The following is a 22,534-nucleotide window of genomic DNA, read 5'->3' as shown; positions in this document are numbered from 1 at the left end:
AATTTTCAATTCTGTAATGAATTATCAATTGTTAGATTTGTTTTTCCAGTTCGGAAATTACGGTTACGGCCTTATCAAAATCCTGTTGGATGGCTACGCTGGAATAAGGCGCATATCTGGCAAACTCACAGTTCTCCGTAAGGTTTATAAAATCATCTATCGTTTCCGGCCTTGCATTTCTGTCCAAAAGAATTTCACGAATCTTGTCTTTGCTCATTTCAGAGGTTTCGATATGCAATTTGGCTTTCAGGAAGTTGTGCAATGCTTTTTCAAGGGCAATATAAAACGGCTCTTTATTATTGATTTGTTTTTTAGCTTCCGAAAGGTATTTTTTAGCCAGCCTGTTAGACATCTTTCTCTTATTTCCAACAACATCACTATCAATTGCTTCTTTTTTCTTCTTAGCCAAAATAATTATAGGGATAAAGAGGAAAGGCAGGAATAGCAACGTATAAAACAACCCTGAACCGAAGAAATCTTCTTTATGGGTAGAATGCAATTGCGTTTTCAGCGCAATAAACCGGAACTGATTCGTACTTTTTACTGCCTGTTTGTTTGTTGTAGCTCCCGGAGTGGCTGCTACAGAAGAATCCGATGAAGTCGGTCCATCCAAAACCTTAATAACAATATCATTTGAAGTTATTGTTTTGTATGTTTTTGTAGACAGGTCAAAATATGAGAATGTTAATCCCTTAATGGTATAATTGCCCTGATATTGCGGAATAATGGTGTATTTATCCGCAATTTTCCCCTGCATTCCGGAAAGTGGTGTTGTAACCTGCTCACTATGTACCGGGTCATACATTTCCAAAGCACTTGGCACAATTGGTTTTGGCAAGGTAAACAGTTTCAGGTTTCCGTTACCGGAAACACTGATATCCAAATCCAATGATTCACCATGTCTTAACTCAGTTTTCGAAGGCTTGACAACAAAATTGAATTTTCCTACGGCACCGGTAAAGTCCTGCGGTTTTCCTGCTTCAGGTAAAGCTTTTACATTGATAACCTTACTTCCGGCAGAAACCGTTTTATTGCCCGTAACAAACTGGACTCTTCCAAAAATATCTCTTCTGTTGGTAGGCTGGTCAACCACAATGTCCAAAGAAAGCGGTTCTATGGTTAGTTTACCCGATTTTTGAGGATATAGCACCGTTTTTCTAAGCACCACATAACGGTAGTCTTCACCATTATATTTTCCGTTTTCGACTACAAGATTTTTGATATCGATATTCTGGCTCCAGAAATCGTTGAATTTTGGACTATCGATTTCTTTCCAGTTCCTAACGCTGACATTATTGCTCACATACAGCTTGTAGACCACTGTAATTGGCTGGTTTAGATACGGGTTCGTATTGGATATTTCAGCAATAAGATGGATTCCTCCGCTTGGCACATAGTCCGGACTGCTAGGGTCCTTAGACTCATCAATAGGCGCCGTTACGTTTATTTTAATGGGTGCCGTTTTGTAGGTCTGCCCTTTAATTTCTATTGTTGCCTGCTTGATGGTTAGGGTTCCTCTTTGTTGCGGAAGCAGTATATAAATATAGGATTTATTAAAAGTTGCCCTACCATTAATCCAGGTCTGGCTCACTTGCTGGCTTGGACCACCAACCACACGGAAACCTTCAAAAGAAGGCGGCGTAAAGTTATCGCCGTCTTCATTCATGATGAAATCAATACGGAGCCTTTCGTTAAGTCCGAGTGTCTGTTTACTGACTTTTGCCTCAAATTGTACCTGGGCAGAAAGACCCTGGAAACAGATTAAAATTAGTGCTGCTATATATTTTCTCATCGCAATCAACATCTTACCAGTCTTTTTCTGTTTGAACCGGCTTGCCTTTTACTTTTTTGGCATTGACCTTTTCCTGAATTTTCTTTTCTTCATTGTTTACTGCATCGAGCAGGTTTTCGATTCGCTGCTTTGACGGACTGTTACCCGGTTGCGGTTTAGGCTGGCCTTTCTGGTCAGAATCCTTATCATTCTTTCCTTCACCATTTTTGCCGTCCTGCTTGTCTTTTTTATCCTCTCCTTTGTCTTTATTCTCTTTCTTATCGTCGCCCTTGTCTCCTTCTTTTTTGTCGTCTTTCTCGTTTTTCTTATCCTTATCCTTTTCTTTCTTGTCTTTGTCTTTCTTCTTATCGTCTTTAGGCGGCTCCGGATTGTTTTTCAGATATTCTTTAGCCAAGGCATAATTGTAACGGGTCTGTTCATCAGCCGGATTGTTTCTCAGTGCATTTTTATAGGCTTCAACAGCATCAGAATATTTTTTTTCTGTCATAAAAATGTTTCCCAAATTATGAAAAGCTTTGTGCTTTTCGGCTTTGGTCTTGGCATTTTCTATAGTATTGACATAAGCCAGTTTTGCTTCACTTGGCTGTTTTTGCTTATAAATCGTATTTCCTAAATTATAAGATGCTATTGCCTTGGTTGGCGATTTAGATAATGAAATTCTGTATTCGGCTTCAGCATCGACATAGTTTTTTTCTTTAAACTCTTTATTTCCTCTTGGCAGATTCTTGTCTTTATCTTTTTCCTGTGCGATTGCTGCAAAGGAAAAAAGTAGAAGCGTATATATCAATAGCTGTCTCATATTATTCCTTTTCATTAAATAAGTTCATCTTTTTCACCCAGTTTGTCTTTTTCTCTAAAAAGAAGATATCAATAAAAAACAAAAAGAATGCTATTCCTAAAAGCCACTGAAACTGCGATTGGTAATTGGCAAACTGCTTGGTTTCGAATTCGCTTTTTTCAATATTTTCCAAGGCGTGTTTCACATAATCGACCACTTCTTTTGTATTGTTTCCGTTCACATAACCTCCTTTGGTAATTTTGGCAATTTCTTTCAAAGTAGCTTCATTCAGTTTGGTGACTACAACTTCTCCATTTTGGTCGCGTTGGAAGCTTTCTACCACACCATTTCTTTTTAACGGTATTGGCCCGCCTTTTTCGGTACCTACTCCAATAGTTATGATTTTCAATCCGTTTTTATTGGCTTCTTCTGTTGCTTCTTCAATTCCTTCGGAATGGTCTTCCCCATCAGAAATCATGATAACCAGCTTACTCACCTTACTATCCTGGCTGAAAAAACTAGACGACAGGTGTATGGCTTCATCAAGCGAGGTACCTTGTGATGACACCATTCCCGGATTCATGCTTTGCAGGAACATTTTGGCCACACTGTAATCTGTCGTAATTGGCAATACCGGAAAAGCACTGCCCGCATAGGCTACAATTCCGATTCTGTCACTCCCCAACTGATTGATAATCTGCGAAACAATCTGCTTGGTTTTTTCCAGACGGTTTGGTGCTACATCTTCTGCCAGCATTGATTTTGAAACGTCAATAGCAAAAACAATATCAATACCTTCTCTTTTTACGGTTTCGACCTTGGTTCCCAATTTAGGATTAACCAGACCTAAAATGAGGCAGGCCAACGCCAAAAGAAAGACCGTAATTTTCAGGGTTGATTTGAAAACCGATTTTTCCGGAGTTAGTTTTTTCACCAATTTCAGGTCACCAAATTCTTTCTGTTTTTTTCTTTTCCAATAAAGATTGAAAAGGAAAATCAGTACCAGAATTGGTATGACTATCAGGAGATATAAATATTTTTTTTCGTCTAATTCGTCGTACATAATTTCTTAAATAAAGCTTCTAAAAACCGTATTTTTCAATAAAACTTCTAACAATAAAAGTATGCCTGCTGCTATAGCAAAAGGCCTGAACCTTTCATCGTAATTATAGAATTTCTGTTCTTCAATTTCTGTGGTTTCCAGCTTATTGATTTCATCATATATAGCTTTCAGGCTCTGGTTGTTTTTTGCCCTGAAATATTTCCCATCGGTATTTCTTGCAATTTCTTTCATCAACTGTTCATCAATTTCCACCTGCATCATTCGGTAAACAAAATCTCCATTTGGAGCTATGGCATAAGGAGATTCTGCCATTCCGGTTGTTCCTATACCAATCGTATATACTTTTATGCCGTATTCTTTTGCTATTTCGGAAGCCATTCTCGGATCGATAAACCCGGAATTGTTGACTCCGTCGGTAAGCAATATGATTACTTTACTTTTTGCCTTGCTGTCTTTCAATCGGTTTACGGCTGTTGCCAATCCCATACCAATTCCTGTTCCGTCCTGCAAAAGGTTATCATACTTTACACTGTTCAAAGCATCCAATACGACTGCCTTGTCACTGGTTACCGGTGTTTTGGTATAGCTTTCTGCTGCATAAACAACCAGACCTATTCTGTCGTTTGGACGGGCTTCTACGAATTCCGAAGCCACCCTTTTCAAAGCTTCCAAACGGTTTGGCTTCAAATCGCGCGTTAACATACTTCCCGAAACGTCGATTGACATTACAATATCAATTCCGTTGGTTATGTTGGTCTTATTACTAATATCTACGGTTTGCGGTCTTGCCATGGCAACTATAAGAAAACCTAAGGCAAGAATCCTGAAAACAAATAATAGCGGTTTTAATTTTGACCAAATTGATGGTTTCGCCTTGAATCCTTTTAGCGAGCTTACTTTTAGTGATGCCTGTTTCTTTCCTTTCCATATTTGCCATGCTATAGCAATCGGAATGAGGACAAACAGCCAGAAAAACTCAGGATTTAAAAAGGTAACATTTTTCATCTTAGTTTACTTTTTTAAGTTCGACCGAGTTTACTATCCTATCTGAAATTTTGGAACCGTATTCGTCATTATCACGATAGGTAATAATAATTTCCTGAAGGCCTCCTTCTTGTCCGAATACCATAATTTCATATCCAATTTTGATTCCTTTATCACTGTCTTCTTTAAAAACAACCATAGTTCCGTAGGCTTTTATTCCGGAAATACCTTCTTTGGTATCGAACTGGTCCTGCTTTACAAAAACATCTTTTGCTTTGTATTGTTTTTCAAACGACTTGATTTCCTTTTCAACTACTTTTTCCAGCGGTCGGCTCAAAGTATCCTTAAATGATGTAGTAGAAATATTCACCATCACCTCATCAAAAACAGTCCCATAAGAAAATGCTTGGCTTTCTTTTATACCCATGTCTTTATTGCCGCCCGGAAGTTTTGTTCTTTTCAATACTTTCGGTGTTTCAATGGTCACAGCCGGATTTCCGTAATCACTCTTAATCCATTCGCCTTCATATAGTTCTTTTGTAGGATTGCCTAAAATAGCATCCAATCCTCTGGTCGTAATGAAATAGGTTAACGCTCCTACTACCAAAAATGCTCCTATAAATGTGGCAATTGCAATTTTGCGTTTGCGTTTTTTCTTTAGCAGCAGTTCTTTTTTCTGCGCGTCGAGTAATAACAGTTCTTCGTCTTCTTCCTCAACTTCTGGTATAGCCTTGTGCAGGGTGAAAATTGTCTTTTCTATTTTTGCACGGTCTTCCGCTATTTCGAAATCAAGCGGTTTTGATTTGGCAAATTTCACCAAATCTGCCTGACGCAGAACACGCTCCAGATTGTCAACGGTTTCCTGTGAAATTTTCATCTTTTTACGGACAGCGGCATTTCTCAAACCTATAATAACTTCGGAAGTGGTGCTTTCCATTGCCGGAACCTGAATTTCTTCTTCAATATAGGTTCTGGTAATATCTGTCAATTCTGAATAATAGTTCTTAACTTCTCCTTTTTGCCAAAGTCCTTTCTGTTCCAGATTTTTAAGAAGTGTTACCGCTTTTTCTATTGGTGTTGCATATACAACCTCTTCCGGCTTTTCTTTCTTTTTATATTTTTTGGAAAAGTAATAAATCAGGTATCCGATTCCGCCCAAAAGCAAGAGTCCCAGAAGGTATTTCCACCAATTACCCATAGATTCCTTAACTTCTGCTATTCCTTTAATGTCGTACATTTTTTGTTTCAATGTATCGACCTTGACTCCGGCAACGTTAACAAAAATTGAATCTGTTGAGTAGGGTTTGTCGTTGATGAGCACTTTAAGGCTCGGTATCATGTATTTTCCGGAATCAAACTGGGTAAGTCCATATCTTTTTGTAAGCAGATAGCGGTCTTTTTGTTTCACGGTATCTGTTGGATAGGATTCCAGAACTTCTAACTGTCCGAAATTAGTGCTTTCCGGAAATACCACATTTGACAATGTGTCTACTGAAGTTTTTAACGTAAGATTGATTTGTGCCCCTATTTTTATTTTGGTCGAATCAACGGCTGTAGTTACCCGTTTCTGCTGCCCAAAGGCAAAGGTTCCGATGAATAAAAAAAATAGTATGTAAAGCGTGTTGTTCTTCATTTTAGTTCCTAATCTTAATCATGAAAGGGGGAAAAAAGATTATCCTCTCGATTTAAAATAGCCCAATAGTTTCGTCACGTAGCTTTCATCTACTCTGGTATTTACCGTTCCCGAACCACATCTGCTAAACGTTTCCTTAAAAAATTTCATTTTTTCCTGATAGTATTTTTCATATTCCAGACGTACCGCTTTTGAGCCCGTGTTGACCAACATAGTTTCGCCTGTTTCGGCATCCAGCATATTGACCATTCCTATGTTTGGCATTTTTTCTTCCCTTGCATCATAGACACGAATACCGGTAAGGTCGTGTTTTTTTCCTGCAATTTTTAGCGTATGCTCATAATTATCGTCTGTCATAAAATCAGAAATCACAAAAACGATGGCTTTCTTTTTCATGACTCCGGACAAAAACCGCAATGCCTGAGAAAGATTCGTCTTATGGCTTTTAGGCCTGAACTCTATCAGTTCCCGGATAATTCTCAATACGTGTGACCTTCCTTTTTTAGGCGGAATATACAGTTCTATTTCATCCGAAAATAAAATCAAACCAATTTTGTCATTATTCTGTGTTGCTGAAAAGGCCATTGTTGCCGCAATTTCAGTAACGATATCTTTCTTGAAGCCATTTTGTGTTCCAAAGCTTTCCGAACCGCTGACGTCAACCATAAGCATCATGGTCAGCTCACGTTCTTCTTCAAAAACTTTAATGTAAGGTTCATTGTATCTTGCCGTAACGTTCCAGTCAATCGCACGCACATCATCACCAAACTGATACTGGCGGACTTCACTAAAAGTCATCCCGCGTCCTTTGAACGATGTGTGATATTCACCCGAAAAAATATGATCGCTCAATCTTCGGGTCTTGATTTCTATCTTCCGTACTTTCTTGAGTAATTCCTTTGTATCCATTTTTTTTAGTTGATAGTGGACAATTTTTAGTGGATAGTCTTTTTAGTGGATAGTGGATAGTCTTTAGTGGATAGTTAGTTTGAACTATCGATAAACTATCAACTATTCACTGTCAACTATCAACTTACTAAGGTACTTCAACTTCGTTTACGATTTTGTTTATGATGTCTACAGAAGTTACGTTTTCTGCTTCTGCTTCATACGTAATTCCAATTCTATGGCGAAGTACATCGTGAACAACAGCACGCACGTCTTCAGGAATTACATAACCTCTGCGTTTGATAAAGGCATAACATTTAGCCGCATTCGCCAAATTGATACTTCCACGAGGTGACGCACCAAAACTGATTAATGGTTTCAGGTTTTCCAGTTTGTATTTTTCCGGATAACGGGTTGCGAAAATGATATCCAGAATGTATTTTTCAATTTTTTCATCCATATATACTTCACGAACTGCTTCCTGAGCGCGAAGAATCTGGTCTGTAGAAACCACAGGATTTACTTTTTCATAAGAGCCTTTCAGGTTCTGGCGGATGACCATTCTTTCTTCATCGATTTTTGGATAGTCGATAACTGTTTTCAACATAAAACGGTCAACCTGAGCTTCTGGCAACGGATAGGTTCCTTCCTGTTCTACCGGGTTTTGTGTAGCCAATACTAAAAATGGCTTATCTAATTTGAAAGTAGTATCTCCAATAGTTACCTGCTTTTCCTGCATGGCTTCAAGCAATGCCGACTGTACTTTTGCAGGGGCACGGTTAATCTCATCTGCCAAAACGAAATTAGCAAAGATTGGCCCTTTCTTGATTGAAAAAGCATTGTCTTTAATATTATAGATCATGGTTCCTACCACATCGGCAGGAAGTAAATCCGGAGTAAACTGTATACGGCTGAAAGAACCTTGAACTGCCTGCGACAGTGTATTAATTGCTAATGTTTTTGCCAATCCGGGAACACCTTCCAGCAAAATATGCCCTTGTCCCAAAAGTCCAATCAATAATCGCTCCACCATGTGTTTCTGACCTACAATGACTTTATTCATTTCCATCATCAGCAAGTCGATAAAAGCACTTTCTCTTTCTATTTTTTCATTAATTGCCCTAATGTCTAATGCAGTAGCATTTTCTTCCATAATCTAATATTTAAAAAGCCGTGAAATTAGTATTTAATTTTAACAGTGCAAATTGAAAATTTATTTAAATGCAAGTTGTTAACGTTACGTTAAAATATGTTTGAATGCCTTGGTTTTAAGGATGATTTATGATTTTGTTTTCATAAATTTAAAATCTCAAAACTTATCATCGTGAAAACAACATTATCTCGTATTTGGGAACCGCCTGTACAATGATAGTTGAGTATATTTATATTCTGAAAAAACATAAAGTTTTTAGCTCCTCAATCCTATTTTTTCAGATTTCTGAAATCAAGTATATAAAACAAAAACCTTTGCTGAGTGGCAAAGGTTTTTGTTTTTATTTTAAAGCACTATTTATTTTTTTTTCTATAAATGAACTGAACGATTCATGTATTTTTTTATAAAAAACCTCATCCCCGTTATCATCTACAATAACCTTATCTGCAACAAAATTATAGACAGGAGGATTTTCACCTTCATCCAGAAAGAAAAACAAACTGGAATCCGCATCATTATATTCTGCAAAACACCAAAAGGGCTTCATATTTAGTCCTACTCCCTGAAATGCCTCTCTTGCATATTCCTGGGTAGAATCCAAATCATTGAAATCTCTGTTCCAATCTCCAAGTATACCATCTCTTTTCCCTGCTATATGCAAAAATTCTTTATAGGCTTTTGGAAGTTTCACATTTAATGAACTTTCAAGTGTAGAAATATCTATCACTGAAACTCCAATCCTACTTAGTTTTTTATTGCTGAGATATAAATTCTCCAAATTATTTAAATATTCTAATTCCATGTACTTTTTATTTTAAAGGTTTTTTGACTTCTAATTTTGGATATAATTCCAATAATTTTTCTCCATTTTTTGCCCCACTTGAATATATTTTAATTTTGGCATTATATAGATTTTGAAATTTGCTTATCCATATTTCACAAATGTTAAATAGATGAAATTTTGAAAACTAAAAACCTTTGCTGATGGCAAAGGTTTTGAAAAATTTATTTTAGAGCGCTGGTTATACTTTTTTCTATAAATGCACTGAACGATTGATAGGTCTTTTTGTAAAAAACCTCATGCCCATTATCATCTACAATAACCTTATCTGCAACAAAATTATAAACAGGTGGATCTTCTCCTTCATCCAAAAAGAAAAACAAACTGGAATTTGCATTATTGTATTCTGCAAAACACCAAAAAGGCTTCATATTTAATCCAACTCCCTGAAATGCCTCTCTTGCATATTCCTGGGCAGAATCCAAATCATAGAAATTCCTGTTCCAATTTGATAATAAATTCTCATAATTTCCGCCCAAGAATAAAAACTCTCTATATGCTTTGGGGAATTTAACATTCATACTTTGTTCCATATTATTTATCTCAGTTTCTGAAACTCCTTCATTTTTATAACTTCCAATTTTCGGAAAGTCTTCCATTTTTTTTAAATATAATATTTCCATTTTTATTTTTTTAAAGGTTTATCAACATGAAGTTTTGGATACATTTTTTTAAAAATATAACCATCTTTTGCTCCACTTGAAAATATTTTAATCTTAGCATTATATAATTTTTGAAATTTGCTCATCTGTCCCTGACAAACGTTACATGGATCAAGAATTGTCTGTAAAGATACTTTTATTCGCAACTGATCAGTGCTTTTCGCTCCTAATTCTTTCATAATCCCCTTTAGATGAGCATCTTCAAATTCGCGAAAAATTTTACTTTCAGTATCTAAAAATCTACCAGTAATGTTCCCATTTATAACTTCACTGAAGTTTGACTTTAACTCGTTTGATCTTAAATTCGGAGATTTGGAGAATCCAAATCCATCTAATTCACCAATATTACTCCCAGAATATGCTTTCAGTTCTTTTACAATTGTTTTTCCATTATAGTAGACTTTAAATTCCGCTTGGGCAATATTTGCATTATACAGTTTCTTCTGAACTGCTACAAAACTTTCCTTAGGCAAGCCTTTTATCCCCTTTCCTTTTTTAACATTTACTAATTTTTCGAGTTTCCATTCCGACAAAAGCTTAAATACAATATTAGGATTTTTTGCTGCAACTTCCATAATATTGCCTATTCGATTGGCAATTTTTTCTTTACTACCAGAAGAAAGCAAGATGTCATAAAAATACAATCTCCATTCATTACTGGTTTTCTCAACACGCAATCCAAAGCGATAGGCAGTCAATACTATCTCACTTTCGACAAAAGTTCTGCCAGCTTGGGTAAAAAACCTAAATGCTTCAGAAGTTTTTCCTGACTGGGCTAGCTTAGGAACCGGTAAAAATAATGACATGATAATTGTCAATCCATAAGTCTGAAAATACTCATAGCGATATACTGAATAACTGCTGTTTTTAAGTTCCCATTCTTCTATTTTTCCCATCAATTCAGTAATATGCTCAAATAATTCCTTAATCAAATTCAGGAATACTTTGAGCCTAGCTCTGTCTGTAAAAATCTCATACAGTTCTGGAATTAACAAGATAAAACCATCTACAGTGTCAATGATTCCATTCCATAGTCCGCAGAAAAAAGCATTGAAACCATAAACCCAATTGACCTCTTTTTCAACCAGTTTGAATTTTTCAATATCTTCTTTTTCAAATTCAAAAAAATAATCTTCGATTTTAACCATTGGATTTATTCCAAATGCCTTTAATAGTGAATCATTAAAAACAGGGTCGAAATTTGGATGAAAAGGTAAGTATCTGCTTTCTTCAAACCTATAAGATTCGATATTTTTAGAATCATCCTTAAGATCATTTACAAAATCTTTCAGTGTAGTTGTAATTTCCATTTTTTCAAAAATCCAATCTACAGTTCTCTGATAATCACCTTCAGCTTTAAACTCCTGATCTAATGCTTCGATTACTTTTTCTGTCCGAATAGGAAGCTTAACATTTAAAAAGACCTCTTCATTGTAATAGAATTTTTTTAACCTATCTACAATATCATTTTTAAATTTATCCAATGCAGGATTAACAACATATTCATCTTCATCATTTTTTACGGTAAAGCCACCGGAAGCATTTATATTGCTCTTACTTTTTAAGCAATCAAAAATATCGCTCCCCATTGTGCAGATAATTTCTTTAATGTGATTATTAGAAACAAAAAAATGAAAACATATTACATTTGAGTTGTTCCCTTCTTCAAACCATATAAAGTTATCAAAATAGGTTTCTAACTTTTTAGTTTTAATATCTATAAAATTTTCAAAATATTTTTCAAAAGAATCGCCTATTGTATGTTGCACTACACGAATTCTATTCCGTTTTTTACAGAAATAAGGCAAATCGTCAATTTCATCGGAGTCGGCAACATTTATTAGAATATTTTCTAAATCAATATCATTGAATTTATTTTTAGCTTGCTGGTATAAACTTCTATCTTCTAAAAATAGCCTAAGAGAGCCTTCTTTTGCTTTATAGAAGATACTGTCCTTACCAAAAGGATTATTTAAATTAGGGGTTCTTGATTTATTTATTTGTTCAGGAGTTCCCCTAAAATTATTGCTAATTCTGTTTTGAAAATCAGACGATAAATTTAAAAACTGTATATTTTCCATCATATTTTTACTTTCCTCGTCAAAATCATCAAACCAATCATTATTGTTTGATAAATTTATTATTTCTCTCATGTAAATAAAATTTTAAAATTAAACTCAGATTACTTTTGCAAAAGTTCTATATTACAAATATAAGAATATTTTACATTAAATAATCGTATTGATGTATTTTTTTCTTTTATAATGGATTTATTTCCGCACGCACATTAACAACATATCTGTTCTTCTTTTGATTTTGTTTTCATAAATTTAAAATCTCAAAACTTATCATCGTGAAAACAACATTATCTCCCATTATAGCGGGAACTATGAGCTGGGGAGTCTGGGATAAAAATCTCACAACTTCCGAAATGGCGAACCTGATACACGTTTGCTCTGAAAATAAAATCACCACTTTTGATCATGCCGATATTTATGGAGGCTACACGACCGAAGCCGAATTTGGAAAAGCTTTGTCCGAAAGCAAGATCGACCGAAGAAAAATACAGCTGATTTCAAAATGCGGCATACAGCATGTTCTTGGAAACAGGAATAACAAAATCAAACATTATGACTATTCGAAAGACTACATTATCTGGTCTGTAGAAAACTCGCTGAAAAACCTCCATACTGATTATCTGGATGTTTTCCTGCTGCATCGTCCGAGTCCGCTTATGAATGCCAATGAAATTGCAGAAGCCGTAGAAAAATTAAAATCGGAAGGAAAAATTCTTGATTTCGGGCTGTCTAATTTTACGCCTTCACAAACCGACCTGATACTTTCAAAAACAGAAGTGAGTTACAACCAGGTGCAGTTTTCTGCAACCGACTTTAAGGCTATGACCGACGGAAGCTTTGACCATATGCAGGTGCATAACATACGCCCTATGGCGTGGAATCCGCTTGGAACGGTTTTCAGAGAAAAAACCGACCAGACGCGACGTTTAAAAACACTTTTGGCAGAATTGGTTGGAAAATACCATGTAGGTTCAGACACCATTTTATTGTCATGGGTATTGCAGCATCCGGCAAAAGTTATCCCAATTGCAGGAACCGTGAATGTTTCCAGAATCCAGCAACTTTATAAGGCAACCGAATTCAAATTGGAAAACGAAGAATGGTTTGCCATCTGGACAGAAAGTATGGGAAACAAAGTGCCTTAAAAAGACTAAACTATTTAGGATGAATTATAAATTCTGACAGGAAATTAATGAAAACAGTATTAATAACAGGCGCTACCAGCGGTATAGGAAGAGCTACAGCGATTGAATTAGCAAAACATAATTTTAAGTTGATTCTTTGCGGAAGACGCGAGGACCGTTTGGCTGAATTACAGCTCGAACTCGAACACCGCACCAAAGTACATACGCTTAATTTTGACGTAAGAAAGAAAAAAGCCGTACAGGAATCTATCGATTCACTGCCAAAAGAATTTGCCGAAATCGATATCCTTATTAACAATGCCGGAAATGCACACGGTTTGGACCCTATTCAAAATGGCGATCTGGAAGATTGGGATGCTATGGTAGACATCAATATCAAAGGTCTTTTATATGTTTCACATGCCGTTATTCCTAAAATGGTTGAGAGGAGAAACGGCCACATTATCAACATTGGCTCCACAGCCGCAAAAGAAGTTTACCCGAATGGAAATGTCTATTGCGCTACAAAACATGCTGTTGATGCTATTAATCAAGGCATGCGTATGGATCTGAACCAATACGGCATACGGGTTGGAGGCATTCACCCGGGCATGGTTGAGACGGAATTTTCACAGGTACGTTTCAAAGGCGATGCTGAAAGGGCTTCCAATGTTTACAAAGGTTTTGAACCTCTAAAACCGGAAGACATAGCCGATATTATACGATTTGTAATTACGAGACCCTACCATGTCAACATTGCCGACCTGATGGTAATGTCGACGGCGCAGGCTTCCTCTACAATAGTAAACCGCATACTCTAAATTGATGATGGCCGGGTTTTTGGTTCGAAGAACTAAAAACCCGGCCTTTTAACATTCACTCCATGATCAATAAGCGCCTGCTCATAAAAAATCTCCTTGCTCATAATGACGAAAGCAGTTTTTATGACAAAAAGCGCCAACTCAACCTCCACACCCGGGAAGGGAAGGCTAAATTCTTAAAACATATTTGCGCCTTGTCAAATTCCAATCCTGCCAACAATTCCTATATTGTTGTGGGCATTGAAGACCACGATAATGAAATTATAGGTGATGATTTTTTTGACGACAGTCGCATCCAGAATCTCGTCAATGCCTTTCTGGAGAATCCCCCTAAAATCCAGTATGAAAATGTGCCTTTTCCAAATCTTCCAAAAGACAAGGTCATTGGATTGGTAACAATCAAACCGAGTAAAAAAGTTTCCTTTTTTAAAAAAGGAATCCATACTATTCCTGCAAAATCGATATTCATACGCATTGGAAGCAATTCTGTTCCTGTTGATGAAATTCCAAATGATAGTGGCCGAAACTACCAAAATGTGGAAACCGTTATCAGTATTGAAAACAACTCCCGCAACAGCATTGAACATACTCTGGAAGGCGTTATTGATTTCATGAACAACCGGCATAAGGACATGTCTCCAAAATATAAAGTATTCAAAGAATTATTTGTGGTTTGCTGGGCCGGACATAAAAAAAAGGTCAAGGACATGACCTATCTTTCCCGTGTTGACATCGAACTGGTGAACGAACAGGTAAAGCTCTTTTATTCGGCATTGGATGAAGTTTCCATTGAATACGACAACCATACTTTTTCAATAACAGAATACCTGCCACTGGGACTAAACGATAAGACCAGTTATTATCCGTTAGAAAAACAGACCATTTCCTTTTATGACAACGGTTACTATAAAATCGAAACGCAATTTTTGTTTGAACCGCCACAATACAATAGAAAAATGCTTTTCCATATCTATAATTCCAACCAATCGCTGCTTGCCAAACTCGACAAAGGACTTACACTTTCTGAAAGAGAAAAAAAAGACCTGGAAAATCTTCCTTCAACATTCATGATTTGCTACCTCAACGGTTTTGAAGAGGCAAAACAAAAACTGATAGATGCAAAACCTTTGCTGAAAAGTTTCGAGAATCCGACTGTTTATGTCAACTTTAAGGAAGCAATGCGCATTTTGCGTAAGATGAAATATGATACATCACTTGATTGACATGGCCATCGAAAATTTAAAAGTCAGGTTGTCATTAAACTCAGGATGTGAATAGGCCCCATATCTATAATACACACCAAATCCAAGACCCAGATTGGCAATATTCATATAGTTGATTTTTAAAATATTATCTATCTGTAAACCTGTTTCTGTAAAAATCTTATCTTTTGTCTTGAAAGCAATTACCTGATGTGCGCTTTTATCTGACAGATTTCCCCAACCAAAATTATTATGCCAGGTCACACCCGGTTGAAACTTTCCTGATTTGAACAGCAACCCGCCAAAATTGTGTGAAAGAAATAAGTTCACATAGCTGTCTGATAAAAACTCATACGGACGTAGCGTTTGAAAGGTGTTTTTCATAATAATAGCCGATTTGCTATCATAACTTCCTTCACCTGTAAATAAAAGTCCATATGGCAACGGCTTGTCAATAAAACCGGCTTCTAAGCGATAGTCTGTCTGTCCGAAATTCTTTGTAAAAAAGGACTGCTGGACACTGGCTTCTATCCTGTTATAATCAAAATCACTATCGATTAAGTTTTTGATTCCTTTAGTGTAGGCCAGATTAAAGACAGGATATTTTGTTCCCATAGAATATCGCTGGTTCATGCTATTTACAAATTTTTCCTTGTAAGCAAATCTTAGGTGGAATGTGAGGTCAGTTGTTGTATAATTACGAAAATCCCGATTTCCATCGTTGAAAAGATATTCATACCTTGGTGTAGTTTTGGTATGATTGAAATCGACTTTGAATTTTAAATAGCGCAGCGTCCTGAAGCTAAAATTCAGATTATTCTGCCGGATCATGTCATATTGGTAGCCAATATAATTTCTGAAATTATAAAGGCTAGGCTCATACGTATTCAAACCATAATTTCCGGTTTCCATCAGGTTTTGCTGGTATTTTGCTCCAACAACCATCTCGTTTTCTTTAGAAATCCTATATAGTATTTCCCCTCCATATTTCCAGTCATGGTCCTCCATTCCATAACCCAAAAAGCCACCCAAAGTCAAATCCTTGAAAAGCTTTTCATTAGTATAAAAACCGGTTCCCAGCCTTAATTTTTCGTATTTGTTATAGCTAAACGTTTTTGACAAATCAATATCGATTGGACCGGCAGGAATTCGTCCTTGTGCAAATTTCTCCATAAATGTCAAAAAGCCGTCAAAATTCGCTTTCTTTCCAATACTGTCAATGACTTTGTAGGTAGTCATTTCGGCATTGTTTAGTTTTTCGGCACGGGAATTATCCCAAAAAAGGCTGTCTTTTTTTGCAGCTTCAGAATCCATACGGACGGCTTCTAATGAAAATTCTTTTTTATTCAGCGGTATATCGACTTCTACCTGGTCTATATAACTCTTACCATCCAGAATCATTCCGATAGTTTTGGTTGGAAATTCATTAAAAATTAACGCATAGTTGAGCTGTTGCGGAAACCAGTATTTATTATCTATAAAAGCATACTGCTGTTGTATTCTGATATCAATTTTTCCTTTTTCGAAAGGTGATGCGATAACATTTTGTACTGCATATTTGTTGGTATTGATGTAAAGGAAACCTTTTAGTCCGTCAAAATTTTTATTGGCTTGAGGTCGGAATGACAGGATGTATACCGTGTCTTTTTGTTGGTAGATTGTATCTTCAATGCGAAACTTATATTTCTTTAAACTACCCTTACTAATTGGATTCAGGTAATTAATATTGAACAGTCTGATGTTGTCTTTATAAAAAGAAAATGGCTGAAAATCGGTTGCCAGTGAAGCAAAGGTCGGATTTTCAAATCCCGAGACTTTGGTACCAATTACGACTTCTTCACTAATATCGGGTTTTATGAATTTTCGGTTTGTTACAGATTCCATCATAAAAAGCCGGCTTCCCTTTAGTTTTTGCCGGATGAGCAAACTGTCTTTTTTATCGGGCGAATCCGATCTGTAATCATAAATTAACTTGTTATAACACCGGTATTTAAAAGAATTGATGTTTTCAGGATTATTAAGTTCTTTATTGGCAATTACTTTCCTAATTATGGCATTGGCAGGATTCTCTCCTGATTCTATAACCACTTCGTTTAAATCAAATTTGGAACGGACCATAGCAATTACTATTTCGCTGTCCTTTTTTAAAACGGGAGTGGAAAAATTTTCATATCCCATATAACTGCAACTGACGCTGGAAATAGGCGAAGTGCTTTTATAGACAAAGGTACCTTCAATATCAGAAGACACACCTTGTCTATTATCTCCATTAATGACAACCGTAGCAAAAGCAAGAGGTTCTTTGGTTTCTGAATCAATAATTTTTCCTTTAATTGTGTTCTGTGCATACAAAACCGGCCCAATAAAGAATAAAAAGGCCAGTTGGGGGTAAATTTTTTGCATAGTAGTTTTTAAAAGTCAGAATTTTAAATCAAATATTTTCTTTTTCAATCCTAACTAAACGCTAAATGTGAATTATTCTTTTATATAATCAATAGTTTTTTATGATATTTGAAAACAATACTTTATAGAATGAACAGAACTTTAATCATTGGAGATATCCATGGCGGATTAAAAGCCCTGCACCAGATTTTTAAAAGAGCCAACGTAACCACTAATGATACCTTGATTTTTCTTGGGGATTATGTTGACGGCTGGAGCGAATCTCCGGAAGTAATTGATTTTTTAATTGCTCTGAAAACCACACATAATTGCATTTTTTTAAGAGGAAACCATGACGACCTGCTGTTGCAATGGTTGGAAGTAAAAAAGGACAACCCGCAATGGTTCAATCATGGCGGTCGCCTGACTATGGAAAAATATAGCATACTGTCTCAGGAAAAAAAACAGGCTCATATTGATTTTCTTAAAACTTTAGAAAATTACCATCTGGACGAACATAATCGTTTGTTTGTCCATGCCGGGTTTACCAACCTCAACGGAGTTACCTATGAATATTTCCCAAAAATGTTTTATTGGGAACGCACCTTGTGGGAAAATGCACTTTCGCTTGACAGTTCTATTGAAAAAGACAGTCCTTTTTATCCAAAAAGATTCAATCTTTACACTGAAATTTTTATTGGCCATACACCGGTAACCCGAATTGGAGAAACCGTTCCTGTGAATAAGGCAAACATCTGGAATGTTGATACAGGAGCTGCTTTTAAAGGCCCTTTGACTATTCTGGATATTCAAACAAAAGAATATTGGCAAAGCGATCCGGTTTACTTGTTATATCCTGAAGAAAGTGGCCGAAATTAATTTGTTTAAAAAATTATAAAATTCGAGTATATTTGCATAAAATTTTTAATCATGAAGAAAATTATAACAATTGGTTTGCTTTTAAGTGCTTTTCTTGGAAACGCACAGGCTTTTAGCGGAAAAGGCGACAAGAAGTTTCAGGTAGGTGCCAACTTTCAGGATCATGCAACAGGAATCATGGCTACTTATGACTATGGAATCGGAGAAAACATGTCTATTGGTGGATACACCACATATCTGTTGGGCGTTGATGGCGACGGCTCTAAATTTGAAGACCGTTTCGATTTGAAAGCGCGTTTTAATGCAAACATCGGAAATGTGATGGGCTTGCCGGAAAATGTAGATATCTATCCGGGTCTGGATTTAGGCTTAAGAAATTTTGGTGCCCATTTAGGCGGACGCTATTTCTTCTCGCAAGGTTTCGGTTTGTTTACGGAATTTAGCGTTCCAATTGCAAAATATAAAAGTGATGTATTTGGATATGACCGCCTGAACAATCAGTTTGTTTTCCATATTGGCGCTTCGTTCAATCTATAATTATAAAATAAACAGCATATTCAAAATCCGGTTCCTAAAAAGAATCGGATTTTTTGTTTTCCTATTTCCGCAAAAGAAAAAGTCCCGGTAATATTGGGACTTTTTTTATTCCGGTTGTAACGCGACAGTCACACTTTCGGAATAACGTGACATGCAGCTGCAGTAATCATAACCAAACCTGAAGCAAAAGATTGATAGTTTTCGCAGTTGCTGTCAAATATAGTTTCCGGGTTTCTATGCCGTTACAATGGAATCTTTTTCATAGCAATTTCTATATAGATGCAAAACTTTTAAAAAGGTTGCCTGGATTATTTATTTTTTTTAGCAATGTTATAAATAGGTTAAAATCAGCCGGTTTGAAAGAAGCTGTAAAACATTATTTGTAAATTAGGTATACAAACTCACCCAAAAAATGACACTTTCAGACCGATACAATTCTATTAGAAAACACACTGAACACCTCTGTAATGCACTGACTACAGAAGATTTTGTACCGCAGCCTGCTGATTTTGTAAGTCCTCCAAAATGGCATCTGGCACATACTACATGGTTTTTTGAACAGTTCGTCTTAAACGATCATCTTCCGGATTATAAACTGTTCGATGACGATTTTAGCTTCTTATTCAACAGCTACTACAATTTTGTAGGCAAACGTGTTTTTAGAGCGGATAGGGGAAACATTACCCGTCCGGGCGTTCATGAAGTATTTGAATACCGTTCTTATGTAGACATGCATATGCAAATACTGTTACAGCTTAAATCGGAAGAGTTAAAAGACTTAATCGAATTGGGATTGAATCATGAACAGCAACATCAGGAACTGCTTATTACCGACATTAAATATATTCTTGGAAACAATCCTATTTTCCCCGTATATGACGAAAATATTGATTGGGAAAAACAGGAAAATGAAGAAACCGGTTTTGTAAAGCTCGAAGAAGGTATTTATGAAATAGGATTTGAAGGGGAAGGATTTTCATTTGACAATGAACATGGAAGACATAAAGTATACCTGCATGATTTTGAAATTTCAAAATCGCTGGTGACCAATGCGGAATATCTGGAGTTCATTTCTAATGGCGGCTATACGAATTTTGATTATTGGTTGGATGAAGGCTGGTCCTGGGTTACCGAAAACAAAATTGAGGCACCCTTATACTGGCATAAGATTGATGGAGAATGGCACAATTACACTTTAGGCGGATTGGAAAAATTAAATCCAGAAGCTATCCTGACACACATCAGCTTTTATGAAGCTGCTGCTTTTGCAGCCTGGAAAAAAATGCGACTGCCAACCGAATTCGAATGGGAAGCTGCTGCCGACAAATTCAATTGGGGAAAGCGTTGGGAATGGACAAACAGCGCTTACCTGCCCTATCCGAATTTTAAAAAACCCGAAGGCGCTATCGGAGAATATAACGGAAAATTCATGGTCAATCAGATGGTACTCCGTGGCGCTTCCTGTGCCACGCCACCACAGCATGACCGAAAAACATACAGAAACTTTTTTCATGCCCATGAACGCTGGCAGTTCAACGGCATTCGTCTCGCAAAATAATTGCTTATGAATACTGCACAACCCATCCATTATACCGCTTTTGCGGAAGATGTCCTTGAAGGATTGACTTCAAAAAAGAAACACTTGTCCTCTAAATATTTTTATGATGATAACGGAAGTCAGATATTCCGGCAAATCATGAAAATGCCCGAGTACTACCCTACCAATTGCGAGTTGGAAATCCTGTCCTGGCAATCTGATACCATTTTGGATAAAATGGCTTTTAAAGGAAAATTCAATATTGTGGAGTTTGGTTCTGGTGACGGCACAAAAACAAAGCAGTTATTAAAGACTTTCCTGAATAAAGATGCAGATTTCACCTATATGCCTATTGACATATCTGAAGAAGCCATATTAATTCTGGAAGAAGACCTGCTCTCTGCCTTGCCAAAACTCAAAATGGAATCGAAAATTGGCGATTATTTTGATGTGCTTGAAGATATAGCAAAAGATGACACTCCAAACCTGTTTCTTTTTCTGGGCGGCAATATTGGCAATTATAAAAAGGAAGATGTATTTGGTTTACTTCAAAAATTTTCGTCCGGAATGAAAAAGGGTGATAAATTATTGCTAGGCATTGATTTACAAAAAGACCCCAGAGTTATACAGGCTGCTTATGACGACCCGCATGGAATTACCAAAGCATTCAATATGAACCTGCTACATAGGATTAACAAGGAACTGGATGCAGATATTGCCATAGATCAATTTGATTTTTACTGCCACTATAATCCTGAAAATGGCGAAGTCAATAGCTATCTGTACAGCTTAATCCAACAGCAATTTTACAGTCGGGTACTAAACACATCGTTTAGTTTTGAAAAAAACGAAACCATTTGGACAGAACTTTCTAAAAAATACAGTTTTGCAGAAATTGAGGATTTGGCAAATCAGTTGAATTTTAAGGTTGTTGAAAACTTTTTAGATGGCAAACAATATTTTACGGATAGTTTGTGGGAGAAGTAAAACCGGATGTTTTTTTACTGCCACATCTGCTTTTAGTCAATCTGTAGATACAGTTGGTCAAATATTTTTCAAAAAAAGCAATAATCTTTCCTTCTTTGTATATTCGAAAATTTAACGAAGCAAGATTATCTTTGCCTTTTCTCATGAAAAAAAATTCTCAATACAAGCATTGGCTATTTATAAGTGTATTTTGGTGTGCCTTAGGTTTTGCCATCTGGTCACAGATGATCCAGGATTTTAATTTCTTACATGCTGTCTACCAGGCACTGCTTTTCTTAGTATTTTCCATTACTATTGCTCATACGCTAAGCGATGTTTTGCTACCTAAAGCTTTGAACAAAAACAGGATGGGCTTTTTTGGAGCTCAGTTTGTTTTTATGGTATTCCTTCTGGCCGGATGCCTCGCACTGATATCTGTCGTGTTTTCAAGTTATGAAATACGAGGTATTTATCCTCAATCCAAATTACCTGTTTTAGAACATTTCTGGTTCCGTTTTTACACCGCGATTCCGGCGGCTTTATTAGTAAATGGTACAGCCTGCGGCCTGCGTTTTTATCAGGAGCATGGCATAATGGAAAAAAAGCACGCCCTGTTAAAGCAAAATCACCTGGAAGCCCAAATCAAGATATTGCAGGATCAGATCAATCCGCACCTGATGTTTAATGTGCTCAATCACATTCATATTCTCATGCAACGCAATGTGCCTCTTGCTTCTGAGTTGCTTGTCAAATTTTCGGATATTCTGCGTTACCAATTGTATCAGTCCAATCGTGAATATGTAATGCTGGATGCGGAAATCAAATATCTGAAAAATCTTGTCGGTATTGAGCAAGTACGTTGGGGAAATGAATTGGATGTGGATTGCCGATGGGAAATCCAAAACGGTAGCCTACAAATCACACCATTACTGTTGATGCCATTAGTAGAAAATGCTTTTAAACACGTTTCAAGGCTTCCTCATGAAAATGGTTACGTAAATCTGTTGTGCAGACAGGAAGGAAATGATCTCATGCTAAAAATAAAAAATTCATATACTGAACAGTATAAACCATCATCTAATGATCATGGACTTGGATTGGAAAATGTGCGCAAGAGGCTTGATATCCAATATCCATGTCGTTATGATTTATCTATTGAGAAAACGAAAGATACGTATACAATTATTCTTAATTTAGCACTCAATTGATATGAA

19 protein-coding genes are annotated in these 22,534 nt (G+C 36.4%); 8 read left to right on the top strand and 11 right to left on the bottom strand.

The genetic code is table 11. The features are described 5' to 3' along the window. Positions 1-31: 31 nt before the first annotated feature. From B0G92_RS03075 to B0G92_RS03030, 10 genes are all read right to left on the bottom strand, one after another. A complete protein-coding gene (locus tag B0G92_RS03075) occupies positions 32-1,792 on the bottom strand; it encodes a BatD family protein (RefSeq protein ID WP_101471059.1) in 1,761 nt (586 codons plus the stop codon). A gap of 13 nt (positions 1,793-1,805) precedes the next feature. After that, positions 1,806-2,591, bottom strand: a complete 786-nt coding sequence (locus tag B0G92_RS03070; protein WP_101471058.1) for a tetratricopeptide repeat protein — start codon at positions 2,589-2,591, stop codon at positions 1,806-1,808. Between the two features lies 1 nt (position 2,592). Continuing rightward, complete coding sequence (locus B0G92_RS03065; protein ID WP_101471057.1) at positions 2,593-3,633, bottom strand: vWA domain-containing protein; 1,041 nt, start codon at positions 3,631-3,633, stop codon at positions 2,593-2,595. Between the two features lie 6 nt (positions 3,634-3,639). Continuing rightward, a complete protein-coding gene (locus B0G92_RS03060) occupies positions 3,640-4,638 on the bottom strand; it encodes a vWA domain-containing protein (protein WP_056066883.1) in 999 nt (332 codons plus the stop codon). 1 nt (position 4,639) lies between these two features. Then, the gene (locus tag B0G92_RS03055) at positions 4,640-6,250 is read right to left on the bottom strand and encodes a BatD family protein (RefSeq protein WP_101471056.1); all 1,611 of its coding nucleotides are present in this window, start codon (positions 6,248-6,250) and stop codon (positions 4,640-4,642) included. Positions 6,251-6,289: 39 nt separating this feature from the next. Beyond that, entirely contained in the window at positions 6,290-7,159 is an 870-nt protein-coding gene (locus B0G92_RS03050; protein ID WP_101471055.1) for a DUF58 domain-containing protein, read from the bottom strand. Positions 7,160-7,286: 127 nt separating this feature from the next. After that, on the bottom strand, positions 7,287-8,291 hold the full coding sequence (locus tag B0G92_RS03045) for an AAA family ATPase (RefSeq protein ID WP_056066891.1): 1,005 nt from the start codon (positions 8,289-8,291) through the stop codon (positions 7,287-7,289). Between the two features lie 340 nt (positions 8,292-8,631). Further along, entirely contained in the window at positions 8,632-9,093 is a 462-nt protein-coding gene (locus B0G92_RS03040; RefSeq protein WP_101471054.1) for an SMI1/KNR4 family protein, read from the bottom strand. A gap of 203 nt (positions 9,094-9,296) precedes the next feature. Continuing rightward, on the bottom strand, positions 9,297-9,755 hold the full coding sequence (locus B0G92_RS03035; protein WP_101471053.1) for an SMI1/KNR4 family protein: 459 nt from the start codon (positions 9,753-9,755) through the stop codon (positions 9,297-9,299). 2 nt (positions 9,756-9,757) lie between these two features. Further along, complete coding sequence (locus tag B0G92_RS03030; RefSeq protein ID WP_101471052.1) at positions 9,758-11,947, bottom strand: hypothetical protein; 2,190 nt, start codon at positions 11,945-11,947, stop codon at positions 9,758-9,760. A 197-nt stretch (positions 11,948-12,144) separates the two neighbouring features. On the opposite strand from B0G92_RS03030, the gene B0G92_RS03025 reads away from it, so the two are divergent. The 3 genes from B0G92_RS03025 (at position 12,145) to B0G92_RS03015 (ending at position 15,040) form a co-directional block, all read left to right on the top strand. After that, the gene (locus tag B0G92_RS03025) at positions 12,145-13,017 is read left to right on the top strand and encodes an aldo/keto reductase (RefSeq protein WP_056066894.1); all 873 of its coding nucleotides are present in this window, start codon (positions 12,145-12,147) and stop codon (positions 13,015-13,017) included. 47 nt (positions 13,018-13,064) lie between these two features. After that, positions 13,065-13,817: an SDR family NAD(P)-dependent oxidoreductase gene (locus B0G92_RS03020; protein ID WP_056066897.1), complete on the top strand. Its 753-nt coding sequence runs from the start codon at positions 13,065-13,067 to the stop codon at positions 13,815-13,817. A gap of 62 nt (positions 13,818-13,879) precedes the next feature. Further along, positions 13,880-15,040: an ATP-binding protein gene (locus B0G92_RS03015; RefSeq protein ID WP_056066900.1), complete on the top strand. Its 1,161-nt coding sequence runs from the start codon at positions 13,880-13,882 to the stop codon at positions 15,038-15,040. Here the strand turns inward: B0G92_RS03015 and B0G92_RS03010 are convergent. Next, a complete protein-coding gene (locus tag B0G92_RS03010) occupies positions 15,029-17,422 on the bottom strand; it encodes a DUF5686 family protein (protein ID WP_101471051.1) in 2,394 nt (797 codons plus the stop codon). The genes B0G92_RS03015 and B0G92_RS03010 overlap by 12 nt on opposite strands. Positions 17,423-17,551: 129 nt before the next feature. Here B0G92_RS03010 and B0G92_RS03005 point away from each other — a divergent pair, with 129 nt between their 5' ends. From B0G92_RS03005 to B0G92_RS02985, 5 genes are all read left to right on the top strand, one after another. Further along, positions 17,552-18,280: a metallophosphoesterase family protein gene (locus B0G92_RS03005; protein WP_101471050.1), complete on the top strand. Its 729-nt coding sequence runs from the start codon at positions 17,552-17,554 to the stop codon at positions 18,278-18,280. 51 nt (positions 18,281-18,331) lie between these two features. Continuing rightward, on the top strand, positions 18,332-18,817 hold the full coding sequence (locus B0G92_RS03000; RefSeq protein ID WP_056066910.1) for a DUF6646 family protein: 486 nt from the start codon (positions 18,332-18,334) through the stop codon (positions 18,815-18,817). 412 nt (positions 18,818-19,229) lie between these two features. Continuing rightward, positions 19,230-20,375: an ergothioneine biosynthesis protein EgtB gene (gene egtB / locus B0G92_RS02995; RefSeq protein WP_101471049.1), complete on the top strand. Its 1,146-nt coding sequence runs from the start codon at positions 19,230-19,232 to the stop codon at positions 20,373-20,375. A 6-nt stretch (positions 20,376-20,381) separates the two neighbouring features. Further along, positions 20,382-21,341, top strand: a complete 960-nt coding sequence (locus B0G92_RS02990) for an L-histidine N(alpha)-methyltransferase (protein WP_101471048.1) — start codon at positions 20,382-20,384, stop codon at positions 21,339-21,341. 143 nt (positions 21,342-21,484) lie between these two features. After that, positions 21,485-22,528 carry a sensor histidine kinase gene (locus tag B0G92_RS02985; protein WP_101471047.1) on the top strand — a complete coding sequence of 348 codons (1,044 nt, stop codon included), beginning with the start codon at positions 21,485-21,487 and terminating at the stop codon, positions 22,526-22,528. Positions 22,529-22,534: the final 6 nt, after the last annotated feature.

This window comes from Flavobacterium lindanitolerans, from assembly GCF_002846575.1.
Lineage (GTDB): Bacteria > Bacteroidota > Bacteroidia > Flavobacteriales > Flavobacteriaceae > Flavobacterium > Flavobacterium lindanitolerans.
Note: the sequence above shows the minus strand (reverse complement) of the source record. Positions and strands in the feature narration are given on the sequence as shown.

Bases quoted from the DNA above. Each gene is read 5' to 3' on its own strand.
- B0G92_RS03075 (WP_101471059.1), bottom strand. From the start codon at position 1,792: ATGAGAAAATATATAGCAGCACTAATTTTAATCTGTTTCCAGGGTCTT.
- B0G92_RS03070 (WP_101471058.1), bottom strand. From the start codon at position 2,591: ATGAGACAGCTATTGATATATACGCTTCTACTTTTTTCCTTTGCAGCA.
- B0G92_RS03065 (WP_101471057.1), bottom strand. From the start codon at position 3,633: ATGTACGACGAATTAGACGAAAAAAAATATTTATATCTCCTGATAGTC.
- B0G92_RS03060 (WP_056066883.1), bottom strand. From the start codon at position 4,638: ATGAAAAATGTTACCTTTTTAAATCCTGAGTTTTTCTGGCTGTTTGTC.
- B0G92_RS03055 (WP_101471056.1), bottom strand. From the start codon at position 6,250: ATGAAGAACAACACGCTTTACATACTATTTTTTTTATTCATCGGAACC.
- B0G92_RS03050 (WP_101471055.1), bottom strand. From the start codon at position 7,159: ATGGATACAAAGGAATTACTCAAGAAAGTACGGAAGATAGAAATCAAG.
- B0G92_RS03045 (WP_056066891.1), bottom strand. From the start codon at position 8,291: ATGGAAGAAAATGCTACTGCATTAGACATTAGGGCAATTAATGAAAAA.
- B0G92_RS03040 (WP_101471054.1), bottom strand. From the start codon at position 9,093: ATGGAATTAGAATATTTAAATAATTTGGAGAATTTATATCTCAGCAAT.
- B0G92_RS03035 (WP_101471053.1), bottom strand. From the start codon at position 9,755: ATGGAAATATTATATTTAAAAAAAATGGAAGACTTTCCGAAAATTGGA.
- B0G92_RS03030 (WP_101471052.1), bottom strand. From the start codon at position 11,947: ATGAGAGAAATAATAAATTTATCAAACAATAATGATTGGTTTGATGAT.
- B0G92_RS03020 (WP_056066897.1), top strand. From the start codon at position 13,065: ATGAAAACAGTATTAATAACAGGCGCTACCAGCGGTATAGGAAGAGCT.
- B0G92_RS03015 (WP_056066900.1), top strand. From the start codon at position 13,880: ATGATCAATAAGCGCCTGCTCATAAAAAATCTCCTTGCTCATAATGAC.
- B0G92_RS03010 (WP_101471051.1), bottom strand. From the start codon at position 17,422: ATGCAAAAAATTTACCCCCAACTGGCCTTTTTATTCTTTATTGGGCCG.
- B0G92_RS03005 (WP_101471050.1), top strand. From the start codon at position 17,552: ATGAACAGAACTTTAATCATTGGAGATATCCATGGCGGATTAAAAGCC.
- B0G92_RS03000 (WP_056066910.1), top strand. From the start codon at position 18,332: ATGAAGAAAATTATAACAATTGGTTTGCTTTTAAGTGCTTTTCTTGGA.
- egtB (WP_101471049.1), top strand. From the start codon at position 19,230: ATGACACTTTCAGACCGATACAATTCTATTAGAAAACACACTGAACAC.
- B0G92_RS02990 (WP_101471048.1), top strand. From the start codon at position 20,382: ATGAATACTGCACAACCCATCCATTATACCGCTTTTGCGGAAGATGTC.
- B0G92_RS02985 (WP_101471047.1), top strand. From the start codon at position 21,485: ATGAAAAAAAATTCTCAATACAAGCATTGGCTATTTATAAGTGTATTT.